This window comes from Acidaminococcus timonensis (genome assembly GCF_900106585.1).
GTDB classification, from domain to species: domain Bacteria; phylum Bacillota; class Negativicutes; order Acidaminococcales; family Acidaminococcaceae; genus Acidaminococcus; species Acidaminococcus timonensis.
The window spans coordinates 117,216-138,862 of sequence record NZ_FNWH01000004.1 but is presented as its reverse complement, the minus strand read 5'-3'; the positions used below and the strand labels follow the sequence as shown (position 1 = coordinate 138,862).

Below are 21,647 nucleotides of genomic sequence, written 5' to 3'. Positions count from 1 at the left end.
AAGAAAGAGCTGTGAAAAAGCATTCACAGCCCTTTTATTTTGCCAGCGTCAGCTGGCTTCCATCGGCTAGTGACTAGAGACTAGTGACGGTGTGTGAAAAGTATTTTTCACACACCTCTTTTAATATTCCCAAATCACTCCCACCAGGGCCGTGCGGCCGTAGGCCGGGCAGTCGCCCAGGGTCCGGGACCCCACGTCTTCATAGCTTTCATCCAGCAGGTTCCGGAGCTTCAGGTACGTGCTCCAGTGCTTGTTGAACCGGTAGTTCACATTGGCGTCCAGGGTAAAGGCATTGCCCGTATACCAGCCCTTGTCCCGGCCCCAGGCGGCCTGGAACAGCAGGCTGTTGGTCCAGCGGCTGTCCTTGTAGGTCAGGGCCGCCTTGACGGCATGGGGAGCCACTTCATCGGTGTACTGGGGATCGATACCGCCACCGTAGGTGGTGTCGGTCCGGGTCCAGGCATAGGAGGCGGTGAGACCGTACCGGGGACTGAACCGGTCCTCCCAGGTGAGCTGGAACCCTGATTTGTTCTGGCTTTCCAGATTCTTCGGCGTCCAGGCTCCGGCCTCTTTGTACCAGACAATGGGATTGTTGCTGTGGGACACAAAGGCATTGGCGTCCAGGGTGCTGTGAGCACTGAGCCGGTACCGGATGCCTCCGTTCCACTTGAGGCCCGTTTCCGGCTGGAGATGCTGGTTGCCCCGGATCTTCCAGGCACCGTCAGAATCCCGATTGTAATTGTTGTAATACAGCTCATCCAGGGTGGGGACGGAGTAGATCCGCTGGAGGGCCCCGTAGAGGGTCAGCCGGTCATCGGGACGGTATTCCAGGGAGTTTCCGTACACGTACTCGTTGTCGAACCGGGTGTTGTGGTTGAACAGGGAGGTACTCTGGAGGGACAGCTTGTCGTACCGGGTCCTGGTGGCCACAAAGGCGGACAGATTGCTGATGCCCTTGTTGTAATTCTTGGCGAAGTTGTGGGCATCCAGCAGGTTCTGTTCCGTGTCCAGGGAGGTGTGCTGCCAGGAGGCACCGGCGGAAACCGTCAGATTCCGGCCCATCTTCCAGCCGTCCCGCCAGTCCAGACTGTTGGTATGGGCCTTCCATCGGCTGTAGCTGGGAAGCCGGTCCTGTTCCTCCGTGCCTGCCGGATAGTAGGAATCAGCCTGGTTGTAGTAGTGGGAAAAGGAGATCCAGGCCGGGGCAGGGGTGTCTTCCTTATAGTTGTAGGTCAGGTTCACATTGTTGGCCAGCTTTTCCGCTTCATATTCTTCCTGATGCCTGTCCCAGTAGGAACGGCCCAGCCAGAGTCCCCGGCTGTTGCTGAAATGGGCGTAGGACAGGGTGAGGGAAGTGGAATCGGTGAACTGCCGGTCGAACCGGTAGAACATTTCCCGGCGGTTCCGGGCGGAATCGGGCATGGTGTGCCGGCTGCCGGACGCATTCCGGTAGTGGAGGGCATCCAGGTTGGACCGGCCTCCGGTGCCCAGCCAGCTCCAGCCTTCGGAACTGCCTTCCAGGTGGGCGTTCCAGCGCCATCCGTCATAGGGCCCCCGGGCCCCCTCCAGCTGGATCTGGTGGTCCCGGCCCTTCCGGGTGACGATGTTGATGGCACCGCCGGGGGTATCATAATTCAGATAGCCCCCGTCTGCCATCCCGTGGATCACTTCGATCCGTTCGATGGCAGAGGGAGGTACGGCCATATCCAGGTCGTAGGTGCTCCGGCCGTTGGTGAGACCGCTTTCCAGGTTCATCCGGTGGCCGTCGATGAACACGGCCACCCGTTCGTCCCCGTCGATCCGGACAATCCGCTGGGACGTGTTCACCACCCCGCCGGTGACGGTGACCCCCGGGGCATAGTTCAGGGCTTCGGCCACCGAATCATAATGGTTGTCGGCGATTTCCTGCCGGGTGATGATGGTGACGCCGGCTGCCACCGGCATCAGATCTGTATGGGATACGGCGCTGTGGGCGTCGATGGAGGCAGGCTCTTTATCGGGTTTCTGCCCCAGGAGCGCCGGAGCCTGTTGGGGATGGGACACCGCTTTCTGGGCATGGCTTTTCTCCGGGTACGGTTCCTGTGCCCGGACAGGAAGGGCGGGGAGCTCGGCCAGGGCCACTACGGCCAGAAAAAGGGAGAAAGACAATTTTTTGGAAGGAAGCATGATTGGGATCCACCTTTGCAAGGGATTTTTGTAAGGCTATTGTACCATAGCCGGGGCGGGGAAGGTCATTTCAGTTCCCGCCACTGGGGGCCTTTATCGTCCAGCACCATATAGCTCCTGGCACTGCCGCCCTTGGGCAGGGAGATGGAGCCCGGATTCCAGTACCGATTGCCGTTGCCCCAGGTTTCGTCGGCCGGGATGTGGGTGTGGCCGTGGAGCAGGATGTCCCCAGGCTGGAGCAGGGGCGGGTGCTGGGTATTGTAGTGGTGGCCGTGGGTGGCGAAAATCAGGTGCCCGTTCCATTCCAGCAGGGCGTATTCGGCCAGCACGGGGAATTCCAGGACCATCTGGTCCACCTCGGCTTCGCAGTTGCCCCGGACGCAGAAAATCCGGTCCTTGACGCTGTTCAGCAGCCGGATGACCTCTTTGGGGGCATAGCCTTCGGGCAGGTCGTTCCGGGGCCCGTGGTACAGCAGGTCTCCCAAAAGAAGCAGTCGGTCGGCCCCTTCGGCACGGAACCGTTCCAGCATCTGCCGGGTGAACAAGGCGGACCCATGGATATCAGAGGCAATCATGTATTTCATGGGCATCATCCTTTCTGTGGATATGGTTTATTATAGCATGAAAAAAGACGTCAGACCGGCCCGAGAGGGCCTTTCAGACACGGCCCCAAGGGGGCCTTTAGACATCAGCTTTGTTCGACCTGGCAGCAGTATCCGACTGCTTATTGCCATCAAGCTGACGTCTGACTTCTGAGAGGCCCATTAGGGCCGGTCTGACGTCTTTCCAGTTGGGAAGGCAAACGCGGCGGGTTTGCCTTCTATTTCAATCCCCAGTACCGGATCCCGTTCCAGTACAGCGGTTTGTACACCTCGGCCTTTTCCGGCAGGTGCACGTCCCGCATGATGTATTCCATGAACGTATCCACCCCGGTGCGGTCCACGATATATCCGATGTGTTCCTTGCCGCCGGGGGCTTCCGGATCGATGTACTTCCGGGCGTAGTCATATACGTTGGAAATGATCTTTACCACGCTGTCCGCGTCGGCCCATTTGATGAAGTCCACGCCCATCCGGGGATTCTTCTTGCCGCTGCGGCCCAGGAGAGTGATGCGGAAATACTGCTGCTTGCTGCGGGTCCAGGCCCGGTTGGGGCAGGCATGGGCGCACACCCCGCAACCGATGCATTTTTCCACGTTCCGCACGGGCCGGAATTTGTCCATGTGCAGGGCTTCCACGGAAAGCTGTTTGCACTTCTTCACGCAGGCCCCGCAGCTGATGCAGCGGGAGGGGTCGAACTGGGGTTCCGTCATGCCGATGATCCCGAAATCGTGCATGCGCACCTTGCAGCAGTCGTTGGGGCAGCCGGTGAGGGCCACTTTCACGTGCAGGTCGTTGGGGAAGATGGCCTTTTCGATGCGTTTGGCCAGGGCCGTGGTGTCATAGTTGCCGAAGGGGCACACCCGGTTGCCCACGCAGGCCATGATGTTCCGGGTCCCGGAAGCCGGGAAGCCTGTACCGGGCATTTCCTGGTTGATGTCCAGTTCATCGATGATGGGCTGCAGGGCCTTGTTCACTTCCGGTACCTTTTCGTAGGGGATGCCCAGGATTTCGAAGCCCTGGCGGATGGTCAGGTGAACCTGGCCGTTGCCGTAGGTCTCGGCGATGTGCTGGACCTGGCCCAGTACATCTGCGGTGAGATGGCCGCCGGGTACCCGCACCCGGGCGGAGGTAATGCCCCGGATCTTGGTGATCCGGTAGGCGTTTTTCTTCAGTTTTCCACAATTCACATCCAGCATGGCAGCCTCCTAATCAATGAAGGAACGGACCTGGGTGTATTTGAACACCGGGCCGTCCTGGCACACGTAGATCTCGCCGATCCGGCAGTGGCCGCATTTGCCCACGCCGCAGCACATTTTCCGGGATTCGGACAGCCAGATTTTCTCTTCGTCGAAGCCGATATCGATCAGGGTCTTGATGGAGAACTTGATCATCATGGGAGGTCCTACCACCACGGCGATGGCGTTGTCCGGATCCTGCAGGTTCATCTCGGGGATGTACTGGGTCACCAGGCCCACATGGCCGTCGTAATCCGGGTCGTTGTCCGCCTTGTCCACGGTGTAGATCAGGTTCATGCCGCTCTTTTTCCAGCGTTTCAGGTCGTCCCGGAACAGGATGTCCTTCGGGGATTTGAAGCCCACAATCACGGTGAGCCGTTCACATTCGTCCATATGGTCGGCGAAGTAGTCGATGACCCCGTGGATGGGGGACAGGCCGGAACCGCCGGCCACCAGTACGATTTCCCTGCCCTTGAACAGGTTCACGTCGAAGCCGTTGCCGTAGGGCCCCCGCAGGAAGAAGTGGTCACCCACGTAGTTTTCGAAGATTTCGTTGGTCAGGCTGCCCACTTTACGGATGGTGAAGTCCAGGGAATGGTCGGTGATGCCGCTGACAGAAATGGGGGCTTCGCCGTATTTGGGGATGGAGATCTCAAAGAACTGGCCCGGTTTCACAGGATGTTCCTTGCCCCGGTCGTAGGCCATGCGGAACGTATATTCCAGTTCCGCGTGTTTGATGACTTCCAGGATTTCGGATTTGAAGGGCAGATAGGTATTATTTTTCATGATTCTCGGAAACCTCCTCCATGCCGTCAGCCAGCTTTTCGATGCAGTGGACGAACGAAATGTATTCCGGGCAGATGGCGTCGCAACGGCCGCAGCCTACGCACATCTGGTAGCCGGCCCGCTTCTTGAAGTCCAGCACCTTGTGCAGCACTTTGAAGCGCATCCGTTCGCCGCCTTTCTGGCGGAACTTCAGGCCGCCGGCCACATCGGTGTAGCCGTCGATCATGCAGGAAGCCTGCACCCGGCGCCGTTCCCCGGCCTTGCCGTTTTCCGTGTAGTACAGATCCTGCATGGACCAGCAGGTGCAGGTGGGGCACACCAGGGTGCAGCGGCCGCATTTGATGCAGCGCTTGTCGTATTCATCCCAGATGTGGCTCTTGGCGACAGCACTGGTCAGGTTTTCCGGAACGGTAACAGTAAAGTCATTCTCTTTCACGTAATCAGGCGTTACATCCCCTTTGGGAGCCGTCAGTTCGTCCAGGGCTTTCGCCAGGGTGGCATCGGGGACATCCAGTTCCCAGCCGCCATCCCGTCTGTTCAGAGCGGCGTCGTAATCCGTGCTGTGGTTGGTGCCCATGGACACGCAGAAGCAGCCGTCGAAGGAATGATTGCAGCCCATGAGAACGAATTTCAGTTTGTCCCGGCGGGCTTTATAATAGGAATCTTCCGGCCCGTTCTGCAGGAAGATGTAGTCGAACCGCTGTACGGCGGCCAGGTCGCAGCTGCGCAGGAATACGATCTTGCCCTTTTCCGGATCCCTGGCTTCGTTCACGTCGTCTTCCGTGAAATACAGCAGGGTCTGGCACACCGGCAACACCGCTTCTTTCCAGGAATAGTCGGACCGCTGGTCCCACACGATGTCCTCCGGGCTCTTGATCACGCCGTAGCGGACCACGTCGGTTTCCGAGAACCGGCCGGTGCCGGCATACAGCTTGGGGGCGTAGAGGTCGTAGTCACGGCTCCACGCGTCGAAAACCTTCTGGAAGGTTTCCTCATTCAATTGATAACCCATGTCTTTCTCCCCTTGTACCTTCAGGTACCCAGTGTAAATGGTGGATGGTGGATGCCTGCAGAGTCTCGGAATGGCATCTCAATCCTCTGTATCCCAGCCCTTTGACACCGTTCCCTGACTCCTGGACTATCCCAAATACTTCTATGATAGCATACTCCGGTCCCGCTGTCCGTTGCCCTGCCAACATGGTTCTGTTATTGCACCGTCGGGGCTTTCCATGCTATACTGAACCGATTACGGGAACCGGCAGAGGGTTCCGCATATTGATCAAAGGAGAACTGCATGAGCGTATTGGATGTTGCCCACCTGTCCCACAGTTACGGGGGACGGGAGATTTTCGACGACGTATCCTTCCGCCTGGAAAAAGGCGAGCATGTGGCCCTGGTAGGGGCCAACGGAGAAGGAAAATCCACCTTCATGGCCATCATCACCGGCAAGCTGAGCCCCGACGAGGGAAAGGTGACCTGGGCCCGGCGGACGAAGGTAGGGTACCTGGACCAGCATTCGGTCCTGGAACCGGGAAAGACCATCCGGGAAACCCTGCGGACGGCCTTCCAGGACCTGGTGGAACAGGAACAGGAGATGCTGGCGGACTACGATAAAATGGAAAGCGCCTCTCCGGAAGAGATGGACCGACTCATGGCTGAGGTGGGTGAAATCCAGGAGCGGCTGGAAGCGGCAGAGTACTACAACCTGGATTCCAAAATCGAAGAAGTGGCTGGTGGACTGGGCCTAAGGGACATCGGTCTGGAACACCGGGTGGATGAGCTGTCCGGCGGCCAGCGGACCAAGGTGCTGCTCACCAAGCTGCTGCTGGAGAATCCGGATATCCTGCTCTTGGATGAACCCACAAACTACCTGGACGTGGAACACATCCAGTGGCTGACCCGCTATCTGCAGGAGTACGAGAACGCCTTTATCCTGATTTCCCATGATGTGCCGTTCCTCAATGCAGTGACCAATGTGATCTGGCACGTGGACAACTTCAAGCTGACCCGGTACACGGGCAACTACGAGAAGTTCCAGGAAATGGCGGCCACGAAGCGGCGCCAGGAAGAGGCGGCCTACGAACGGCAGCAGGCGGAAATCAAAAAGGAAATGGATTTCATCGCCCGGAACAAGGCACGGGTGGCCACCCGGGGCATGGCCAACAGCCGGATGAAGAAGCTGGAGAAAATGGAGCTGCTGACCAAGCGGACGGAAAAGCCCAAACCCCATTTCCGCTTCCTGGAGGACCGGAGCCCTTCCCGCTTCGTGCTCACCGGGACCAACCTGGTGCTGGGGTATGATGTACCCCTGACGAAGCAGGTGGACCTGAAGATCGAGCGGGGCCAGAAAATCGCCTTGCGGGGCACCAACGGCCTGGGGAAATCCACCCTGCTGAAAACCCTGCTGGGGCTCATCCCACCGGTGGCGGGCAGTGTGGAACGGGGCGAATTCGTCTCTGTGGGCTATTTCGAACAGGAAAGCGTGAAGGGGAACCAGAACACGGCCCTGGAGGAACTGTGGCAGGAATATCCGGGCATGAGCAACTCCGAGGTGCGAGGAGCGCTGGCAGCCTGCGGGCTCACCAATGATCACATCACCACGAAGATGACCGCCCTTTCCGGCGGGGAAGCGGCCAAGGTGCGGCTGTGCAAGATCATGCAGCGGCCGGTGAACCTGCTGGTGCTGGACGAACCGACGAACCATCTGGACGTGGAGGCCAAGGCCGAGCTCCAGCGGGCCCTGCAGGCATACAAGGGGACCCTGCTCCTGGTGTCCCACGAACCGGAATTCTACGAAGGCTGGATCGATCAGGTATGGAACATCGAAGGATGGTCCACGAAGATTGTGTGATATAATAAGTGAAAAGCAGGACGGATTTCACTGAAGGATCCGCTGCATTCCGTAGGGACGACCCATGAGGGGCGTCCGGACCCAGGTCGGCCAGCGGCCGAACACGGATCCTCAGCCATAAACCATAATCCAATGATACGGACGGATTTGTTTCAAGGGGAGGCAAAATGAGCGAAAACGAAAAAAAACATGACATTACCATGGACGAGCTGTACCACAAAATGCTGAAACGGGCTGTGGACGGCAAGGACGTAACCGATGTACCGGAAGGGGATCCCAAGCTGATCGAATGCCTGGCCCATCCGGAGGAAACCAGCCTGGTGTGGCGGGTAAAACCCTGCACCTGTTCTGAGGACAAACAGGCAGATTGTGTGAAGGTATGCCAGTGGGATGCCATGCGCCCCAGCGCGGACGGTGTCCAGATCGACCCGGACAAATGCGTGGGTTGCCAGGCCTGTGTGGATGCCTGCAAGCTGGAATCCCTGAAGACCAAAAAGGACATCATTCCGGTGGTGGAAGCCCTGAAGCAAGGGGATACCCCTATTTTTGCGCTGGTGGCACCGGCTTTTTCCGGTCAGTTCGGCCCTGAGGTCACAGCCGGCAAGCTGCGGACCGCCCTGAAGATGCTGGGCTTTTCCGGGATGCTGGAGGTAGCCGTGTTCGCGGATATCCTGACCCTGAAGGAAGCCCTGGAATTCAACAAGAACGTCAATAAGGAAGGGGACTTCCAGCTGACCAGCTGCTGCTGCCCCATGTGGATCGCCATGATCCGCCGTTTGTACCATCAGCTGATGCCCAATGTGCCCGGATCGGTTTCGCCCATGATTGCAGGAGGACGTACGGTCAAAGTCCTCCATCCCAATGCCAGGACCGTCTTCATCGGTCCCTGCATGGCCAAGAAGGCGGAAATCAAGGAACCGGATCTGAAGGGGGCCATCGACTATGTGCTCACCTACGAGGAACTGCGGGATCTGTTCAGCACCACGAACCTGGATCTGAAGAGCCTGCCGGAAGAAAATGTGCCCCACGCCTCCAGGGCGGGGATCTGTTATGCCTATGCGGGCGGCGTGGCTGCTGCCGTGGATGCCACGGTGAAACGGCTGAACCCCAACCGGACCCTGCCCATGAAGATCCGCCGGGCGGACAGTGTGCCTGAATGCCGGGCCATGATCGACAACATCCTGAAGGGGAACCATGAGGGGAACTTCTTCGAAGGCATGGGCTGCAAAGGTGGCTGCGTGGGCGGTCCCAAGGCTCTGGTGAACCGGGAGGAAGGCAAGAAGAACGTACAGGCCTACGGAGACCAGGCCACCTACAAGACTCCGGCGGAAAATCCCTATGTCATCGAGCTGCTGAAGAAGCTGGGATTCTCCACTGTGGAAGAATTCCTGCAGAACAGCGATCTGTACGACCGGAAATTTGATTGACAAAAAGGGGGTGTGAAAAAATTGAGCTGACCCCCAATTGTTAGACCAAAAATCTAACAATTGGGGGTTAGTTTTTTTATGGCAAGACACAGCTATGAATTTAAGAAAAAAATAGTACTGGAATACTTGAACAGTGACAAAGGGTGTATTTCTATTTCACGTAAATATGGGATGGCAAGTAGCAGCCAGCTGCTAAAGTGGGCTGCTGCTTACAAGGCATTTGGAGATAATGGTCTGAAGAGATCTCGCTCTCAAAAAATATACTCTTTCAAAGAAAAACTTTCTGTGGTAGAGTCTTACTTAACAAATGAAATCTCATATCAGGAATTGGCAATTCGTGTAGGAATCAACAATCCGTCATTGATTTCCAGATGGGTCAATGAATTTAAAATTGCGGGGCCGGATGCGTTACGGTCACATAAAAAAGGTAGGAAAAAGACTTTGAGCCAATCAAAACCCAAAAAAACAGATACCCAGGTTCAACAACCGATGGTCAACATCAGTGTGGAACATGTCCAGGAGTTAGAGAATGAAAACCTTAAACTCCGAATAGAGAATGCTTTTTTAAAAGAACTGAGGAGACTGCGTTTAGAGGACGAAGCAAAAATGAGAGAGTTGCGAAAATCATCTCCAGTCTCCGAGGATCATTCAAGTTGAAAGACATTCTCTCCTATACGCAAATGCCCAAAGCAACCTATATGTACTGGCAGAAACGGTTTGACCGCGAGAATCCAGACCAGGAAGTAGAGGAGAAAATACAGGAAATCCGCAGCCAGCATAAAGATTATGGATACCGTCGCATGACCGGTGAGCTAAAGAACCAAGGGATTTGCGTGAACAAGAAGAAAGTTCAACGTATCATGCAGAAACTGAGCCTTCAGGTAACATCTTTTACCCGGAAGAGCCGTAAATACAGCTCCTATAAGGGTAAGGTAGGAACCATTGCTCCAAATAGGATACATCGTCGTTTTGAGACGAATATCCCTCACCAGAAGATTACGACCGACACTTCAGAATTCAAATACTATGAAGCAGATTCACAGGGACATTTGACTCTGCGCAAGCTTTATCTGGATCCTTTCCTGGACATGTTCAATAATGAAATCATCAGCTATGGAATAGCCAAATATCCTTCGGCTAACAGCATACTGGAAGCTCAAGCCAAAGCAATCAAAATTACTGCTGATTGTCCGTATCGAAGAACATTTCACTCCGATCAGGGCTGGGCATACCAAATGAAATTCTATACCAAAAGACTAAAAAACGAACGAATTTTTCAGAGCATGTCTCGAAAAGGCAACTGTCATGATAACGCTGTAATGGAAAACTTCTTCGGCTTACTGAAGCAGGAAATATATTACGGAGTGACCTACTACAGCTACAAAGAATTAAAAGGCGCTATCGAACGATACATCAAATACTATAACGAGCAAAGAATCAAGGAAAAACTGGGCTGGAAAAGTCCTGTTCAATACAGGCTTTCCTTGCAGGCAGCATAAAAAAGTAACGAGACGGTAAAAACCATCTCGTTACTAAGGTCTAACTTTTTGGGGTCACATCAAATGCTTTTTCACACCTCCTTTTTCTTTTCCTCTTTTCCGATTCCTGGCACTGTATCCACATTTGGCCCTTGGAATGGATGGCCGGCAGCCGATCGGACCTGGGGGATTCCTTCCGGTCCGGACATGGGATGGGGTCCGTGGTAGGACAGGTTGTTTTCCAAGATCCCATCCGGATTGGTGGCCACATGGGGATGGACATAGGTGGTACCCCCGTCGGGGGAGGATCGGAAATAGCCGTTCACGTGGTGGACCGGGACCGGATGGCCGTCTCCCGTGCCGTGGAAACCATCGGTGCCGTGGACTCCGTCCCCTCCCGTGTGGACCGTGTGGCCGGCGTCGGTAAAGGCGGCTCCCTCAAAGGCCCCCAGGATCTTCAGGAACGGCAGCAGGAAAGAAATCACCACCAGAGGCAGGCCGAACAGTACCGTGAGGGCGCTGCGGCTTTCGTAGCCTTTCCGATAGGAAAACCGGAGAAGCAGATGGACCAGGAGCACCGGCAGTCCGGCGGCCAGGAGCAGGGCCAGGTAGGACAAAAAATGCAGCAGCCACCAGGGTATGGGGATGAGATGCCCCAGGGTCACCACTCTGTAGCAGGCTTCCACCAATTCCCAGCCCAGCCGCATCCGGTCGGAAAAAAGCTCATAGTAGACCATATATACCAGGAACCCGCTGGCCAGCAGCTGGGCGTTCTGGATCACGTAGCGGATCCGGAGGATGAAGAACACGATGCCGATGATGATGAAAATCAGGGCCACGGGGGGAAAAATCCTGGACAGGGCCATCATCACTCCGGTGAAGAGCAGCATGGTCCAGAGCATGGGAGCCGTTTCTACCAGCAGGAACAGCACCCACCCCACTATGGCGGCCGTCATGTGGCCATGGCCCGCCCAGCCTAAGGAGTAATACCCCAGCCCCCAGAGAGCCAAAAGACTCCCCCAGTGCCAGGGACTCCGTATCTGGCTCCGTACCCATTCCTCTCTCCTCATCCCAACAGCTCCCTTCGAAAAGTCTGTTCCCATGGTAGCACGGGGAGGAGGGGAAGACAAGATGAAATTGACAACGGGGTGGGGGTATGTTAAAATTTTTACGATTTGAAAATTCGGTTACGGGTTTTCGGATTCATTACAGGACCACTGGACAGGGGTCCTGCCCTTTCGGGGCAGCTGTCCGGTCAAGGCCATACGGACAGCCGGGTCCACTGCCGAATTGGCGGCAACTGGTTTGCAGCCTTATTGATTGAACCTGCTGGTTCAACTTTTATAAGTTGGTTACTTCATAACCGCAATGCGTCTGTGCGCAGACTTGTGAAACGGTCAATAAGAGTCGTTCGTAACGGGGATTCCCAAAAGAAGCAAACCGAAATACCGGATGAGACCTTAAAACGCAAGCTGCAAGGGGCAGCTTGCGTTTTTTTGTACTGAAGGAAAAAAGCACTGGGGAGGGAAACAGCTTGGAAAAGCAATATCGGTTGAAACAGGATCGGGCGCCCATCTACGAAGCACTGGAACGCTTCCGGAAAATGCGGGTGGTGCCCTTTGACGTGCCCGGCCACAAACGGGGCCGGGGAAACCCGGAACTGACAGAATTCCTGGGGGAAAAATGTGTGGGAGTGGATGTGAACAGCATGAAGCCCCTGGACAACCTGTGCCACCCGGTATCCGTCATCCGGGAGGCAGAAAAACTGGCCGCCGATGCGTTCGGGGCTTCCCAGGCTTTTTTGATGGTGGGAGGTACCACCAGTGCCGTCCAGTCCATGATCCTGTCTTCCTGCAAGCGGGGAGATAAGATCATCCTGCCCCGGAACGTGCATAAGAGCATGATCAATGCTCTGGTGCTGTGCGGTGCCATTCCGGTGTATGTGAACCCGGATGTGGATCCCCGGCTGGGCATCAGCCTGGGCATGAAACGGGAACAGGTGGCCAGGGCCATCCGGGAAAATCCGGATGCAGTGGCGGTGGTGGTGAACAACCCCACGTACTACGGCATCTGCAGCGATCTGCGCTCCATCGTACGCATGGCTCATGAGGCCGGCATGCTGTGTCTGGCGGACGAAGCCCACGGCACCCACTTCTATTTTGGCAGCGGACTGCCCGTATCGGCCATGGCGGCCGGAGCGGACATGGCCGCCATTTCCATGCACAAGAGCGGCGGCAGCCTGACCCAGAGCAGCTTCCTGCTCACCGGACCCAAGGTCCATGCAGGTTATGTGCGCCAGATCATCAACCTGACCCAGACCACCTCCGGCAGCTACCTGCTCATGAGCAGCCTGGACATCAGCCGGCGACGTCTGGCGCTCCACGGCCGGGAAATCTTCCACAAAGTGGTGGATATGGCGGAATACGCCCGGCAGGAAATCAACAACATCGGCGGATACTATGCCTTTGGCCGGGAACTGATGAACGGGGATTCCGTGTTCGATTTCGACAATACCAAGCTGAGCATCCACACCCTGGACATCGGCCTGGCCGGCATCGAAGTGTATGATATCCTGCGGGATGATTACGACATCCAGATCGAATTCGGCGATATCGGCAACATCCTGGCCTATCTGTCCATGGGGGACCGGATCCAGGATCTGGAACGGCTGGTCAGTGCCCTGGCAGAAATCCGCCGCCGCTACCAGAAAGATCCCACCGGCATGCTGACCCAGGAATATGTGGAACCGGTGGTGGTCACCAGCCCGCAGGAGGCCTTCTACGCCGATAAGGTGAGCCTGCCTCTGGAACAGTGCGAAGGCCGGGTGTGCAGCGAGTTCGTCATGTGTTATCCGCCTGGGATCCCGCTTTTGGCGCCGGGCGAAAAGATTACGAAGACCGTGCTGGAACATATCCGGTACGCCAAAGAGAAGGGCTGCAGCATGACCGGTTCGGAAGATCCGGAGCTGAAGCATCTGAATGTGTTAGCCTAAGAGGGGGAAAATACCAATGGAAATGTGGTTCAGCGAATTCCATACGCCGGATGTGAAACACAGCCTGCGGGTGGATCGTCATCTGTTTTCCAAGCAAAGTGATTTCCAGCGGATCGATATCTTTGAGACACCGGAGTTCGGCCGGGTCCTGACGCTGGACGGCAATGTGATGCTGACCGAGCGGGATGAGTTCATCTACGATGAGATGATGACCCACGTGCCCATGGCAGTGCACAAGGGCATCAAGGACATCCTGGTGATCGGCGCCGGGGACGGCGGCGTGGTACGGGAACTGACCCGCTACGACCGGGTGGAGAAAATCGACCTGGTGGAGATGGATCCCATGGTGGTGGAAGCCTGCCGGAACTATCTGCCGGGGAATGCCTGCCGGATGGACGACCGCCGGGTACATATCTATTTTGAGAACGCGCTGAAATTCATCCGCCATCGGGAAAACAGCTACGACCTGATCATCGTGGATTCCGTGGATCCTTTCGGACCGTCCGAAGGGTTCTTCACCCGGGAATTCTACGGCAGCTGCTACAACGCACTGCGGGAAGACGGCATCATGGTGAACCAGCAGGGCAGTCCCTTCTATAAGGAAGACGCCATCGCCATGCAGCGGAGCCACCAGCGCATCGTCAGCACGTTCCCCATCAGCAAGGTGTACCAGGCCCACATCCCCACCTACGCGGCGGGCTACTGGACCTTCGGCTTCGCCAGCAAGAAGTACCACCCCATCAACGACCTGGACGCCCCGGCCTGGGAAGCCCTGAACATGCATACCCGGTATTACACCACCCGGCTGCACGTGGGCGCCTTCTGGCTGCCGGCCTTCCTGGAGGAGATGCTGAAAGAGGTGGAAGACAATGCTGAAAAATAATGTGGAGACCTTCCTGGCCTGTGAAGCACCCTACGAGGATGCGAAAATCGTCCTGTTCGGGGCGCCCTTTGACTCCACTACCAGCTTCCGGCCCGGGGCCCGGTTCGGGTCTTCGGCCATCCGCCATGAAAGCTTCGGGCTGGAGACCTACAGTCCCTACCAGGATAAGGATCTGGAAGACTACGACATCTTCGACAGCGGCGATCTGGAGCTGTGCTTCGGCAGTTCCGAAATGGCCCTGCAGGACATCGAGCAGCGGACGGCCACCATTTTGCGGGACGGAAAGCTTCCCTTCATGCTGGGGGGCGAACACCTGGTGACATTGGGGGCCGTGCGGGCGGTCTTCAAGAAATATCCGGATCTGGAAATCATCCATTTCGATGCCCATACGGATCTGCGGGATGACTACCTGGGTGCCAAACTGAGCCATGCCTGTGTGCTGCGCCGGTGCTGGGACCTGGTGGGGGACGGGAAGATCCACCAGTTCTGCATCCGCAGCGGGGAACGGGCGGAATGGCAGTTCGCCAAGAAGCATACGGACCTGCATCCCTTCAGCTTCGGCACCTTGCAGCAGCTGGTGGAGAAGCTGGAAAAAAGCGGCAAGCCCGTGTATTTCACCATCGACCTGGACTGCCTGGATCCGTCCGTGTTCCCGGGCACCGGGACCCCGGAGGCCGGCGGCGTATCGTTCATGCAGCTGCTGAACGCATTGCGGCTGGTGGCCCGCACCAACGTGGTGGGCACCGACGTGAATGAACTGGCACCCATGCTGGACGCCAGCGGCACGTCCACGGCCGTGGCCTGCAAGGTGGTGCGCGAGCTGTTATTGGCGCTGTGCAAATAAAGATTTGTCCTCCCCTGAAAGGGGAGGGGGACCAGCCGAATGGCTGGTGGAGGGGTTGCACATCGGGTGTGGGACCCCCTACCCGCAAGCGGGTCCTTTCCCCCTTTTCCACGGGACTAGGAGACTCCTATTCGTCGTCTCCGTCGCAGGGGGACACAATGTATTTTAACTGCTTTTCTACCTATAGATTCACTGTATACCTGAGGAGGGGATTTCCATGAGTAGAGTACTTGTTATCGGCTGCGGCGGTGTGGCTTCCGTCGCCATCCAGAAATGCTGCCAGGCCAGTGATGTGTTCACGGAATTGTGCATTGCCAGCCGCACCAAATCCAAATGCGATGCCCTGGCCGCCAAACTGGCCGGCAAAACCCAAACGAAAGTGACCACCGCCCAGGTGGACGCTGATCATGTGGACCAGGTCATCGACCTGATCAAGAGCTACAAGCCCGACCTGGTCATGAACATCGCCCTGCCCTACCAGGATCTGACCATCATGGATGCCTGCCTGGCCTGCGGCGTGAACTACATGGATACGGCCAACTACGAACCGGAAGACACCGACGATCCCAAATGGCGGGCCATTTACGAAAAGCGCTGTAAGGAGGAAGGCTTCTCTGCCTACTTCGATTACAGCTGGCAATGGGCCTACAAAGAAAAATTCGAAAAGGCCGGTCTGACCGCCCTGCTGGGCTGTGGCTTCGACCCGGGCGTGACCCAGGCTTACTGTGCCTATGCCCAGAAGCATGAATTCGACACCATTGATACCATCGACATCCTGGACTGCAACGGTGGCGACCATGGCTATGCCTTTGCCACCAACTTCAACCCGGAAGTGAACCTGCGGGAAGTCTCCGCTCCCGGCAGCTACTGGGAAAACGGCCACTGGGTGGAAGTACCGGCCATGAGCATCAAACGGGAATACAACTTCGACCAGGTGGGCGAAAAGGACATGTACCTGCTCCATCACGAAGAAATCGAAAGCCTGGCCAAGAACATCCCCGGGGTGAAGCGGATCCGCTTCTTCATGACCTTCGGCCAGAGCTATCTGGACCATATGCACTGCCTGGAGGATGTGGGGATGCTGTCCACCACGCCCATCAACTTCGAAGGGCATGAAATCGTTCCCATCAAGTTCCTGAAGGCCCTGCTGCCGGATCCGGCCAGCCTGGGGCCCCGGACGAAGGGCAAGACCAACATCGGCTGCATCTTCACCGGCAAGAAGGACGGCAAGGACAAGACCTACTACATCTATAATGTGTGCGACCATCAGGCCTGCTACCGGGAAGTGGGCAGCCAGGCCATCAGCTACACCACCGGCGTACCGGCCATGTGCGGTGCCCTGATGCTGCTGACCGGCAAATGGACGAAACCGGGCGTACACACTGTGGAAGAACTGGATCCGGATCCGTTCCTGGCTGCGCTGGATAAATACGGCCTGCCCAAGAGCGAATCCAGCCATCCGGAACTGGTGAAATAATGGACTGGCAGAAGGTGCGGGACAATCGTCCCGCTTTTGCCGGTTTGGGGGAAAAGTCGCCGGAACAGGCCTTCGGGCAGCTGGCGACCCCCTGTTACATCCTGGACAAGGCGGCCCTGCGCCACAACGGAGAAATCCTGAAGGGGGTGCAGGACCGGACGGGCTGCCGGATTTTGCTGGCCCAGAAGGCCTTTTCCAACTATGACCTGTATCCGGTGCTGGAACCCTATGTGGCCGGCACCGAGGCCAGTGGTCTGTACGAAGCCCGGCTGGGCCGGGAGGCAATGGGCAGCAAGGAAGTCCACGTGTTCTGCGGCGCCTACCGGGCGGACCAGATGGAAGAGGTCTGCCAGGTGGCGGACCACATCGTGTTCAACTCGCCCCGGCAGCTGGCCACCTTCGGGCCCATGGCCAAAAAAGCGGGGAAGAGCCTGGGGTTGCGGATCAATCCGGAGTGCTCCACCCAGGAGGGCCATGCCATCTATGATCCCTGTTCCCCCGGGAGCCGCATGGGCACCACACGGACCCAGTGGGAGGCCCAGATGACGCCGGACCTGGTGGACCTTCTGGACGGGATCCACTTCCATACCCTGTGTGAACAGGATGCGGATGATCTGAAGACCACCCTGAGGGCTGTAGAAGAGAAGTTCGGCGATGTGCTGCCCCGGATGGAATGGGTGAACATGGGGGGCGGGCACCACATCACCCGCCCGGGGTACCACATCCCCCTGCTGGAGGAATGCATCCGGTGGGCTCAGAAACAATGGGGCGTCACCGTGTACCTGGAACCGGGTGAGGCCTGTGCCCTGAACGCCGGCTACCTGGCCACCCGGGTACTGGACGTGACACGGAACGGAGATGTGAACATTGCCATCCTGGACACCAGCGCTGCCTGCCATATGCCGGACGTACTGGAGATGCCCTATCGGCCGCCGCTTTATGGTGCCGGGGACCAGGGCGAAAAGCAGAAAACCTGGCGCCTGGGCAGTGCCACCTGCCTGTCCGGAGACGTGGTGGGGGACTACAGTTTCGACGGAGACCTGGAAGTGGGGGACCTGCTGCTGTTCGGCGATATGGCCATCTACACCACCTGCAAGAACAACACATTTAACGGAATGCCCCTGCCGGACATCGACGTGCTGGAAGAGGACGGAACGGTGAAAGTCCTGAAGCACTTCGGGTACGAAGATTTCAAGATGAGGCTGGGGAAGTAAAAATAGTCACTGGTCATTCGTAGACGGAATTTGCTAGTCACTAATCACGAATCACTAACCACGAACGGGAGCTGTGAAATCCTTCACAGCTCCCGTTTCATTTTTTACAATTCTTTACAATACCCTGCCTTTAGTTTTTACATTGGGCTGATATCTTATAGCTATAGCAAAAACAAAACCTACCATCTTGAAGAATGACAAGGGAGCGATGAGATGATGTTGAAAAGCAAATGGAGAAAATTGGCCGTTACGGTACTGGCCGGGATGATGGTCCTGGGCGCTGCAGGGTGCGGCGGACAAAAAGCGGCAGATACCAAGAAACCGGCTGCAGTCAGCGGCAACATTACCGGTTCCGGTTCTTCTGCCCTGCTGCCTCTGGTCAAGGATGCAGCGGCAAGCTTCAAGAAACAGCATAAAGATGTGAGCATCAGCCTGAACGCCGGCGGTTCCGGCATGGGCCTGAAACAGGTTTCTGAAGGTTCCGTAGACATGGGGAACTCCGATGTGCCTGCAGCCTCCAAACTGCCGAAAGAAAAAGCAGCTGAACTGGAAGACCATAAGATCTGCGTCATGACGGTTGCCACCATTGTGAACAAGGACGTGGCCGAAAAAGTCAAGAGCCTGACCAAACAACAGCTGACCGATATCTTCACGGCCAAAGTCACCAACTGGAAAGAAGTGGGCGGCCCGGATGAACCCATTACCCTGGTAACCCGGCCCAAGACTTCCGGTACCCGTGCCCTGTTCGCCAAATATGCCCTGGGCGGTGCGGAAGAAGCTTCCAACAAATCCCTGGAAACCGATAACTCCGGCCTGCTGGTACAGAGCGTAGCCCAGAACAAGGGCGCCATCGGGTATGTGGCCCTGCCCTACCTGACCAGGAATGACACGGTTGCCACCATTTCCATCGACGGTGTGGCTCCCACTCTGGAAAACACCTACTCCGGCAAATACAATGTGTGGGGCTATGAACATGTTTACACCAAGAAAAATCCGAAAGCCGCTGTAAAAGCTTTCCTGGATTACCTGTTGTCTGCCGACTATGGCAAACGGATCGAGGAGCTGGGGTATGGTGTCAGCAGCAAGATGCAAGTCAAAGATGCCGCTCATGATTGATGAAACGGTAACGAAAAAATTGACGCAGGTCCACCGCAAAGAGGCTCTGTCACAGTCCGTCATCACGGCCTGTGGCATTGCAGCGGCCCTGCTTCCTTTCCTGATGGCCGCTTTCCTTCTGGTGAAGGGGAGCGGCACCTTTTGGGATTTTGGGCACAGCATCACCGAGTTCCTGTTCTCCGGAGCCTGGAAACCCAGTGATACCATGGAAGGCGGTGGCCAGGTGGGGGCGGCCATGTTCATCAGCGGCTCCCTGGTTACCTGCTTCCTGAGCCTGGTGATTGCCCTGCCGGTGAGCCTGGCAGCCGCCATCTACATGTCGGAAATGGCCGGTCCGGCCGTACAGCGGATCATCCGCCCCATTGTAGAAATGTTCACCGGTATCCCTTCTGTAATTTACGGCTGGGTGGGTCTGACGGTCCTGGTACCGTTCCTGCGCAAGATCTTCCCCATGCCCTTCGGCTTTTCCGTGCTGGCCGCGGCACTGGTCCTGGCCGTGATGATCTTCCCGGTCATCACCACCATGGCCGCCGACGCCATGCTGGCTGTCCCCAGGAGCTGGCGGGATGCTTCCTATGGCCTGGGGGCCACCCGCTGGGAAACCATCCGCAACGTGATCCTGCCTGCTGCCCAGCGGGGGATCTTCACCGGGGTGGTGCTGGGCCTGGCCCGTGCCCTGGGTGAAGCCCTGGCGGTGGCCATGGTCATCGGCCAGATGAAACGGTTCCCCACCTCCCTGTTCCTGCCGGCATCCACCATGACCACGGTGATCGCCAACGATATGGGCGGTGCCATGGAAGGCGGCGAATACAGTGCAGCCCTGTGGACCCTGGGCCTGCTGCTGTTCGTGATTTCCTTTATCCTGATCTTTATCATCCACCATTTCGGAAAAGATCCCATGAAACTGAAAGAGGAGGAGTAAGCCATGAACGGTTTAGCACATAAAAGAGCCATGAATCGGCTCATGAGCGGGCTGTTCACCGCCGGAGCCTATGGCTCTGCCATCCTGCTCTTCGCATTCATTGCCCTGGTGGTGGGCCAGGGCATTTCCGGCCTGAGCAGTGACATGCTGCTGGGCATCCGGGATATGTTCTTCAATACCCTGTACCTGGTGGTGCTGGCCCTGATCATCAGTGCCCTGTGGGGCATTCCTGCCGGGGTCTATCTGGCAGAATATGCCACGGACGGGAAACTGACCAACTGGATCCGGATGGCTGTGGAGACCCTGTCTTCCCTGCCTTCCATTGTAGTCGGCCTGTTCGGTTACCTGGTCTTCATCGTGATGACCGGTTCCCAGTGGAACCTGATGGCCGGTGCCTTATCGGTGTCCATCCTGACCCTGCCTCTCATGGTTTCCGTTACGGAAAACGCCCTGAAAGACCTTCCGCCGGAATACACCCTGGGCAGCTTGGGACTGGGCGCTTCCAAGTGGCAGACCATCTGGAACGTGCTGCTGCCTGCCTGTCTGCCCCGGATCATGACCGGCCTGATCCTGGCTGCCGGCCGTGGGTTCGGGGAAGCTGCCGCGCTGATGTTTACCGCCGGCATGAGTACGGACATCGACTGGAGCAACTGGGATCTCAGTTCGGCCACGTGCCCGCTGAACCCGTTTCGGCCCGGCGAAACCCTGGCCCTGCACGTATGGGTCATGCGGACCGAGGCCCTGAGCCCCGATGCCGGGAAAATCGCCGGCCTGACCTCCGCCATCCTGATGCTGGTGGTGGTCCTGTTCAACGTGCTGGCCCGGTATATCAGCTGGCGCCTGGAAAAGAAGATGGAGGGAACTGCAGATGAATGAGACTGAACAGAAGACCGCTTCTCCGGAAGAGCTGGTCTTCGACATCCAGCACCTGAATTTGTTTTATGGCAAACACCAGGCGCTGAAAGATATCAATATGAAAGTGAAACGCAACGAGATCACCGCTCTGATCGGACCTTCCGGCTGCGGGAAATCCACGCTGCTGAAGACCCTGAACCGGATGAACGACTGGGTGTCCGGCTGCCGGGTGGAAGGGACGATCCTGTTCGAGGGGAAGGACATCTTCAAGGAAGTGGATCCGCTGGCCCTGCGGTACCGTGTCGGTATGGTATTCCAGCAGCCTTCTCCTTTCCCCAAGAGCATTTTCGATAACGTGGCTTACGGACCCCGTGTGCAGGGCATCACCAACAAGGCCCAGCTGACGGAAATCGTGGAAAAAAGCCTGCGGCAGGCTGCCATCTGGGACGAACTGAAAGACCGGCTGGACAAAAGTGCCCTGGGCCTGTCCGGCGGGCAGCAGCAGCGTCTGTGCATTGCCCGGACCCTGGCTGCCCAGCCTTCCGTCATCCTCATGGATGAACCCACTTCTGCCCTGGACCCCATTTCCACCCAGAAGATCGAAGACCTGGCCCTGGAACTGAAAAAGGAGTACACCATCGTCATCGTCACCCACAACATGCAGCAGGCCAGCCGTATTTCCGACAAGACGGCGTTCTTCTACCTGGGCGAGCTGGTGGAAATGAATGATACCGAAACCCTGTTCACCAATCCTTCCGAACCTCGGACGGAATCGTATATCACGGGTCGGTTCGGTTGA

At 57.0% G+C, this 21,647-nt stretch carries 19 protein-coding genes; 13 read left to right on the top strand and 6 right to left on the bottom strand.

Annotated elements, in window-relative coordinates:
• Positions 1 to 120 precede the first annotated feature (120 nt).
• The 5 genes from BQ5462_RS01005 to asrA all read right to left on the bottom strand — a co-directional run bounded on the left by BQ5462_RS01005 (position 121) and on the right by asrA (position 5,801).
• A complete protein-coding gene (locus BQ5462_RS01005; RefSeq protein WP_071141590.1) occupies positions 121 to 2,166 on the bottom strand; it encodes a TonB-dependent receptor plug domain-containing protein in 2,046 nt (681 codons plus the stop codon).
• 65 nt (positions 2,167 to 2,231) lie between these two features.
• On the bottom strand, positions 2,232 to 2,750 hold the full coding sequence (gene yfcE, locus BQ5462_RS01000; protein ID WP_071141589.1) for a phosphodiesterase: 519 nt from the start codon (positions 2,748 to 2,750) through the stop codon (positions 2,232 to 2,234).
• 236 nt (positions 2,751 to 2,986) lie between these two features.
• The gene (gene asrC / locus BQ5462_RS00995) at positions 2,987 to 3,964 is read right to left on the bottom strand and encodes a sulfite reductase subunit C (RefSeq protein ID WP_205407910.1); all 978 of its coding nucleotides are present in this window, start codon (positions 3,962 to 3,964) and stop codon (positions 2,987 to 2,989) included.
• 9 nt (positions 3,965 to 3,973) lie between these two features.
• A complete protein-coding gene (gene asrB, locus BQ5462_RS00990) occupies positions 3,974 to 4,789 on the bottom strand; it encodes an anaerobic sulfite reductase subunit AsrB (RefSeq protein ID WP_071141588.1) in 816 nt (271 codons plus the stop codon).
• Positions 4,779 to 5,801: an anaerobic sulfite reductase subunit AsrA gene (asrA, locus tag BQ5462_RS00985; RefSeq protein ID WP_071141587.1), complete on the bottom strand. Its 1,023-nt coding sequence runs from the start codon at positions 5,799 to 5,801 to the stop codon at positions 4,779 to 4,781. The genes asrB and asrA overlap by 11 nt, the downstream gene beginning before the upstream one ends.
• A 282-nt stretch (positions 5,802 to 6,083) precedes the next feature.
• Here asrA and BQ5462_RS00980 point away from each other — a divergent pair, with 282 nt between their 5' ends.
• The 4 genes from BQ5462_RS00980 (at position 6,084) to BQ5462_RS11570 (ending at position 10,566) form a co-directional block, all read left to right on the top strand.
• The gene (locus BQ5462_RS00980) at positions 6,084 to 7,640 is read left to right on the top strand and encodes an ABC-F family ATP-binding cassette domain-containing protein (RefSeq protein WP_071141586.1); all 1,557 of its coding nucleotides are present in this window, start codon (positions 6,084 to 6,086) and stop codon (positions 7,638 to 7,640) included.
• A 167-nt stretch (positions 7,641 to 7,807) separates the two neighbouring features.
• On the top strand, positions 7,808 to 9,067 hold the full coding sequence (locus BQ5462_RS00975; protein WP_071141585.1) for a [Fe-Fe] hydrogenase large subunit C-terminal domain-containing protein: 1,260 nt from the start codon (positions 7,808 to 7,810) through the stop codon (positions 9,065 to 9,067).
• Between the two features lie 78 nt (positions 9,068 to 9,145).
• Positions 9,146 to 9,724: a helix-turn-helix domain-containing protein gene (locus tag BQ5462_RS11575; protein WP_071141584.1), complete on the top strand. Its 579-nt coding sequence runs from the start codon at positions 9,146 to 9,148 to the stop codon at positions 9,722 to 9,724.
• Positions 9,691 to 10,566, top strand: coding sequence for an IS3 family transposase (locus tag BQ5462_RS11570; protein WP_143037990.1), 876 nt, complete (start codon positions 9,691 to 9,693; stop codon positions 10,564 to 10,566). The genes BQ5462_RS11575 and BQ5462_RS11570 overlap by 34 nt, the downstream gene beginning before the upstream one ends.
• Positions 10,567 to 10,637: 71 nt before the next feature.
• Here BQ5462_RS11570 and BQ5462_RS00960 read toward each other — a convergent pair whose 3' ends face one another.
• Positions 10,638 to 11,501 carry a hypothetical protein gene (locus BQ5462_RS00960; RefSeq protein WP_071141583.1) on the bottom strand — a complete coding sequence of 288 codons (864 nt, stop codon included), beginning with the start codon at positions 11,499 to 11,501 and terminating at the stop codon, positions 10,638 to 10,640.
• Positions 11,502 to 12,079: 578 nt separating this feature from the next.
• On the opposite strand from BQ5462_RS00960, the gene BQ5462_RS00955 reads away from it, so the two are divergent.
• From BQ5462_RS00955 to pstB, 9 genes are all read left to right on the top strand, one after another.
• Positions 12,080 to 13,537: an aminotransferase class I/II-fold pyridoxal phosphate-dependent enzyme gene (locus BQ5462_RS00955; RefSeq protein WP_071141582.1), complete on the top strand. Its 1,458-nt coding sequence runs from the start codon at positions 12,080 to 12,082 to the stop codon at positions 13,535 to 13,537.
• A 16-nt stretch (positions 13,538 to 13,553) separates the two neighbouring features.
• Entirely contained in the window at positions 13,554 to 14,420 is an 867-nt protein-coding gene (gene speE, locus BQ5462_RS00950; RefSeq protein WP_071141581.1) for a polyamine aminopropyltransferase, read from the top strand.
• Positions 14,407 to 15,264, top strand: a complete 858-nt coding sequence (gene speB, locus BQ5462_RS00945; protein WP_071141580.1) for an agmatinase — start codon at positions 14,407 to 14,409, stop codon at positions 15,262 to 15,264. Before speE ends, speB begins: the two co-directional genes overlap by 14 nt.
• Positions 15,265 to 15,481: 217 nt before the next feature.
• Entirely contained in the window at positions 15,482 to 16,741 is a 1,260-nt protein-coding gene (locus tag BQ5462_RS00940; protein WP_071141579.1) for a saccharopine dehydrogenase family protein, read from the top strand.
• Entirely contained in the window at positions 16,741 to 17,955 is a 1,215-nt protein-coding gene (locus BQ5462_RS00935) for a carboxynorspermidine decarboxylase (protein ID WP_071141578.1), read from the top strand. The genes BQ5462_RS00940 and BQ5462_RS00935 overlap by 1 nt, the downstream gene beginning before the upstream one ends.
• Positions 17,956 to 18,168: 213 nt before the next feature.
• Entirely contained in the window at positions 18,169 to 19,071 is a 903-nt protein-coding gene (locus BQ5462_RS00930; RefSeq protein ID WP_071141577.1) for a phosphate ABC transporter substrate-binding protein, read from the top strand.
• A complete protein-coding gene (gene pstC, locus BQ5462_RS00925; protein WP_071141576.1) occupies positions 19,064 to 19,993 on the top strand; it encodes a phosphate ABC transporter permease subunit PstC in 930 nt (309 codons plus the stop codon). Before BQ5462_RS00930 ends, pstC begins: the two co-directional genes overlap by 8 nt.
• A 3-nt stretch (positions 19,994 to 19,996) precedes the next feature.
• Positions 19,997 to 20,869, top strand: coding sequence for a phosphate ABC transporter permease PstA (gene pstA / locus BQ5462_RS00920; protein WP_071141575.1), 873 nt, complete (start codon positions 19,997 to 19,999; stop codon positions 20,867 to 20,869).
• A complete protein-coding gene (pstB, locus tag BQ5462_RS00915; protein WP_071141574.1) occupies positions 20,862 to 21,647 on the top strand; it encodes a phosphate ABC transporter ATP-binding protein PstB in 786 nt (261 codons plus the stop codon). The genes pstA and pstB overlap by 8 nt, the downstream gene beginning before the upstream one ends.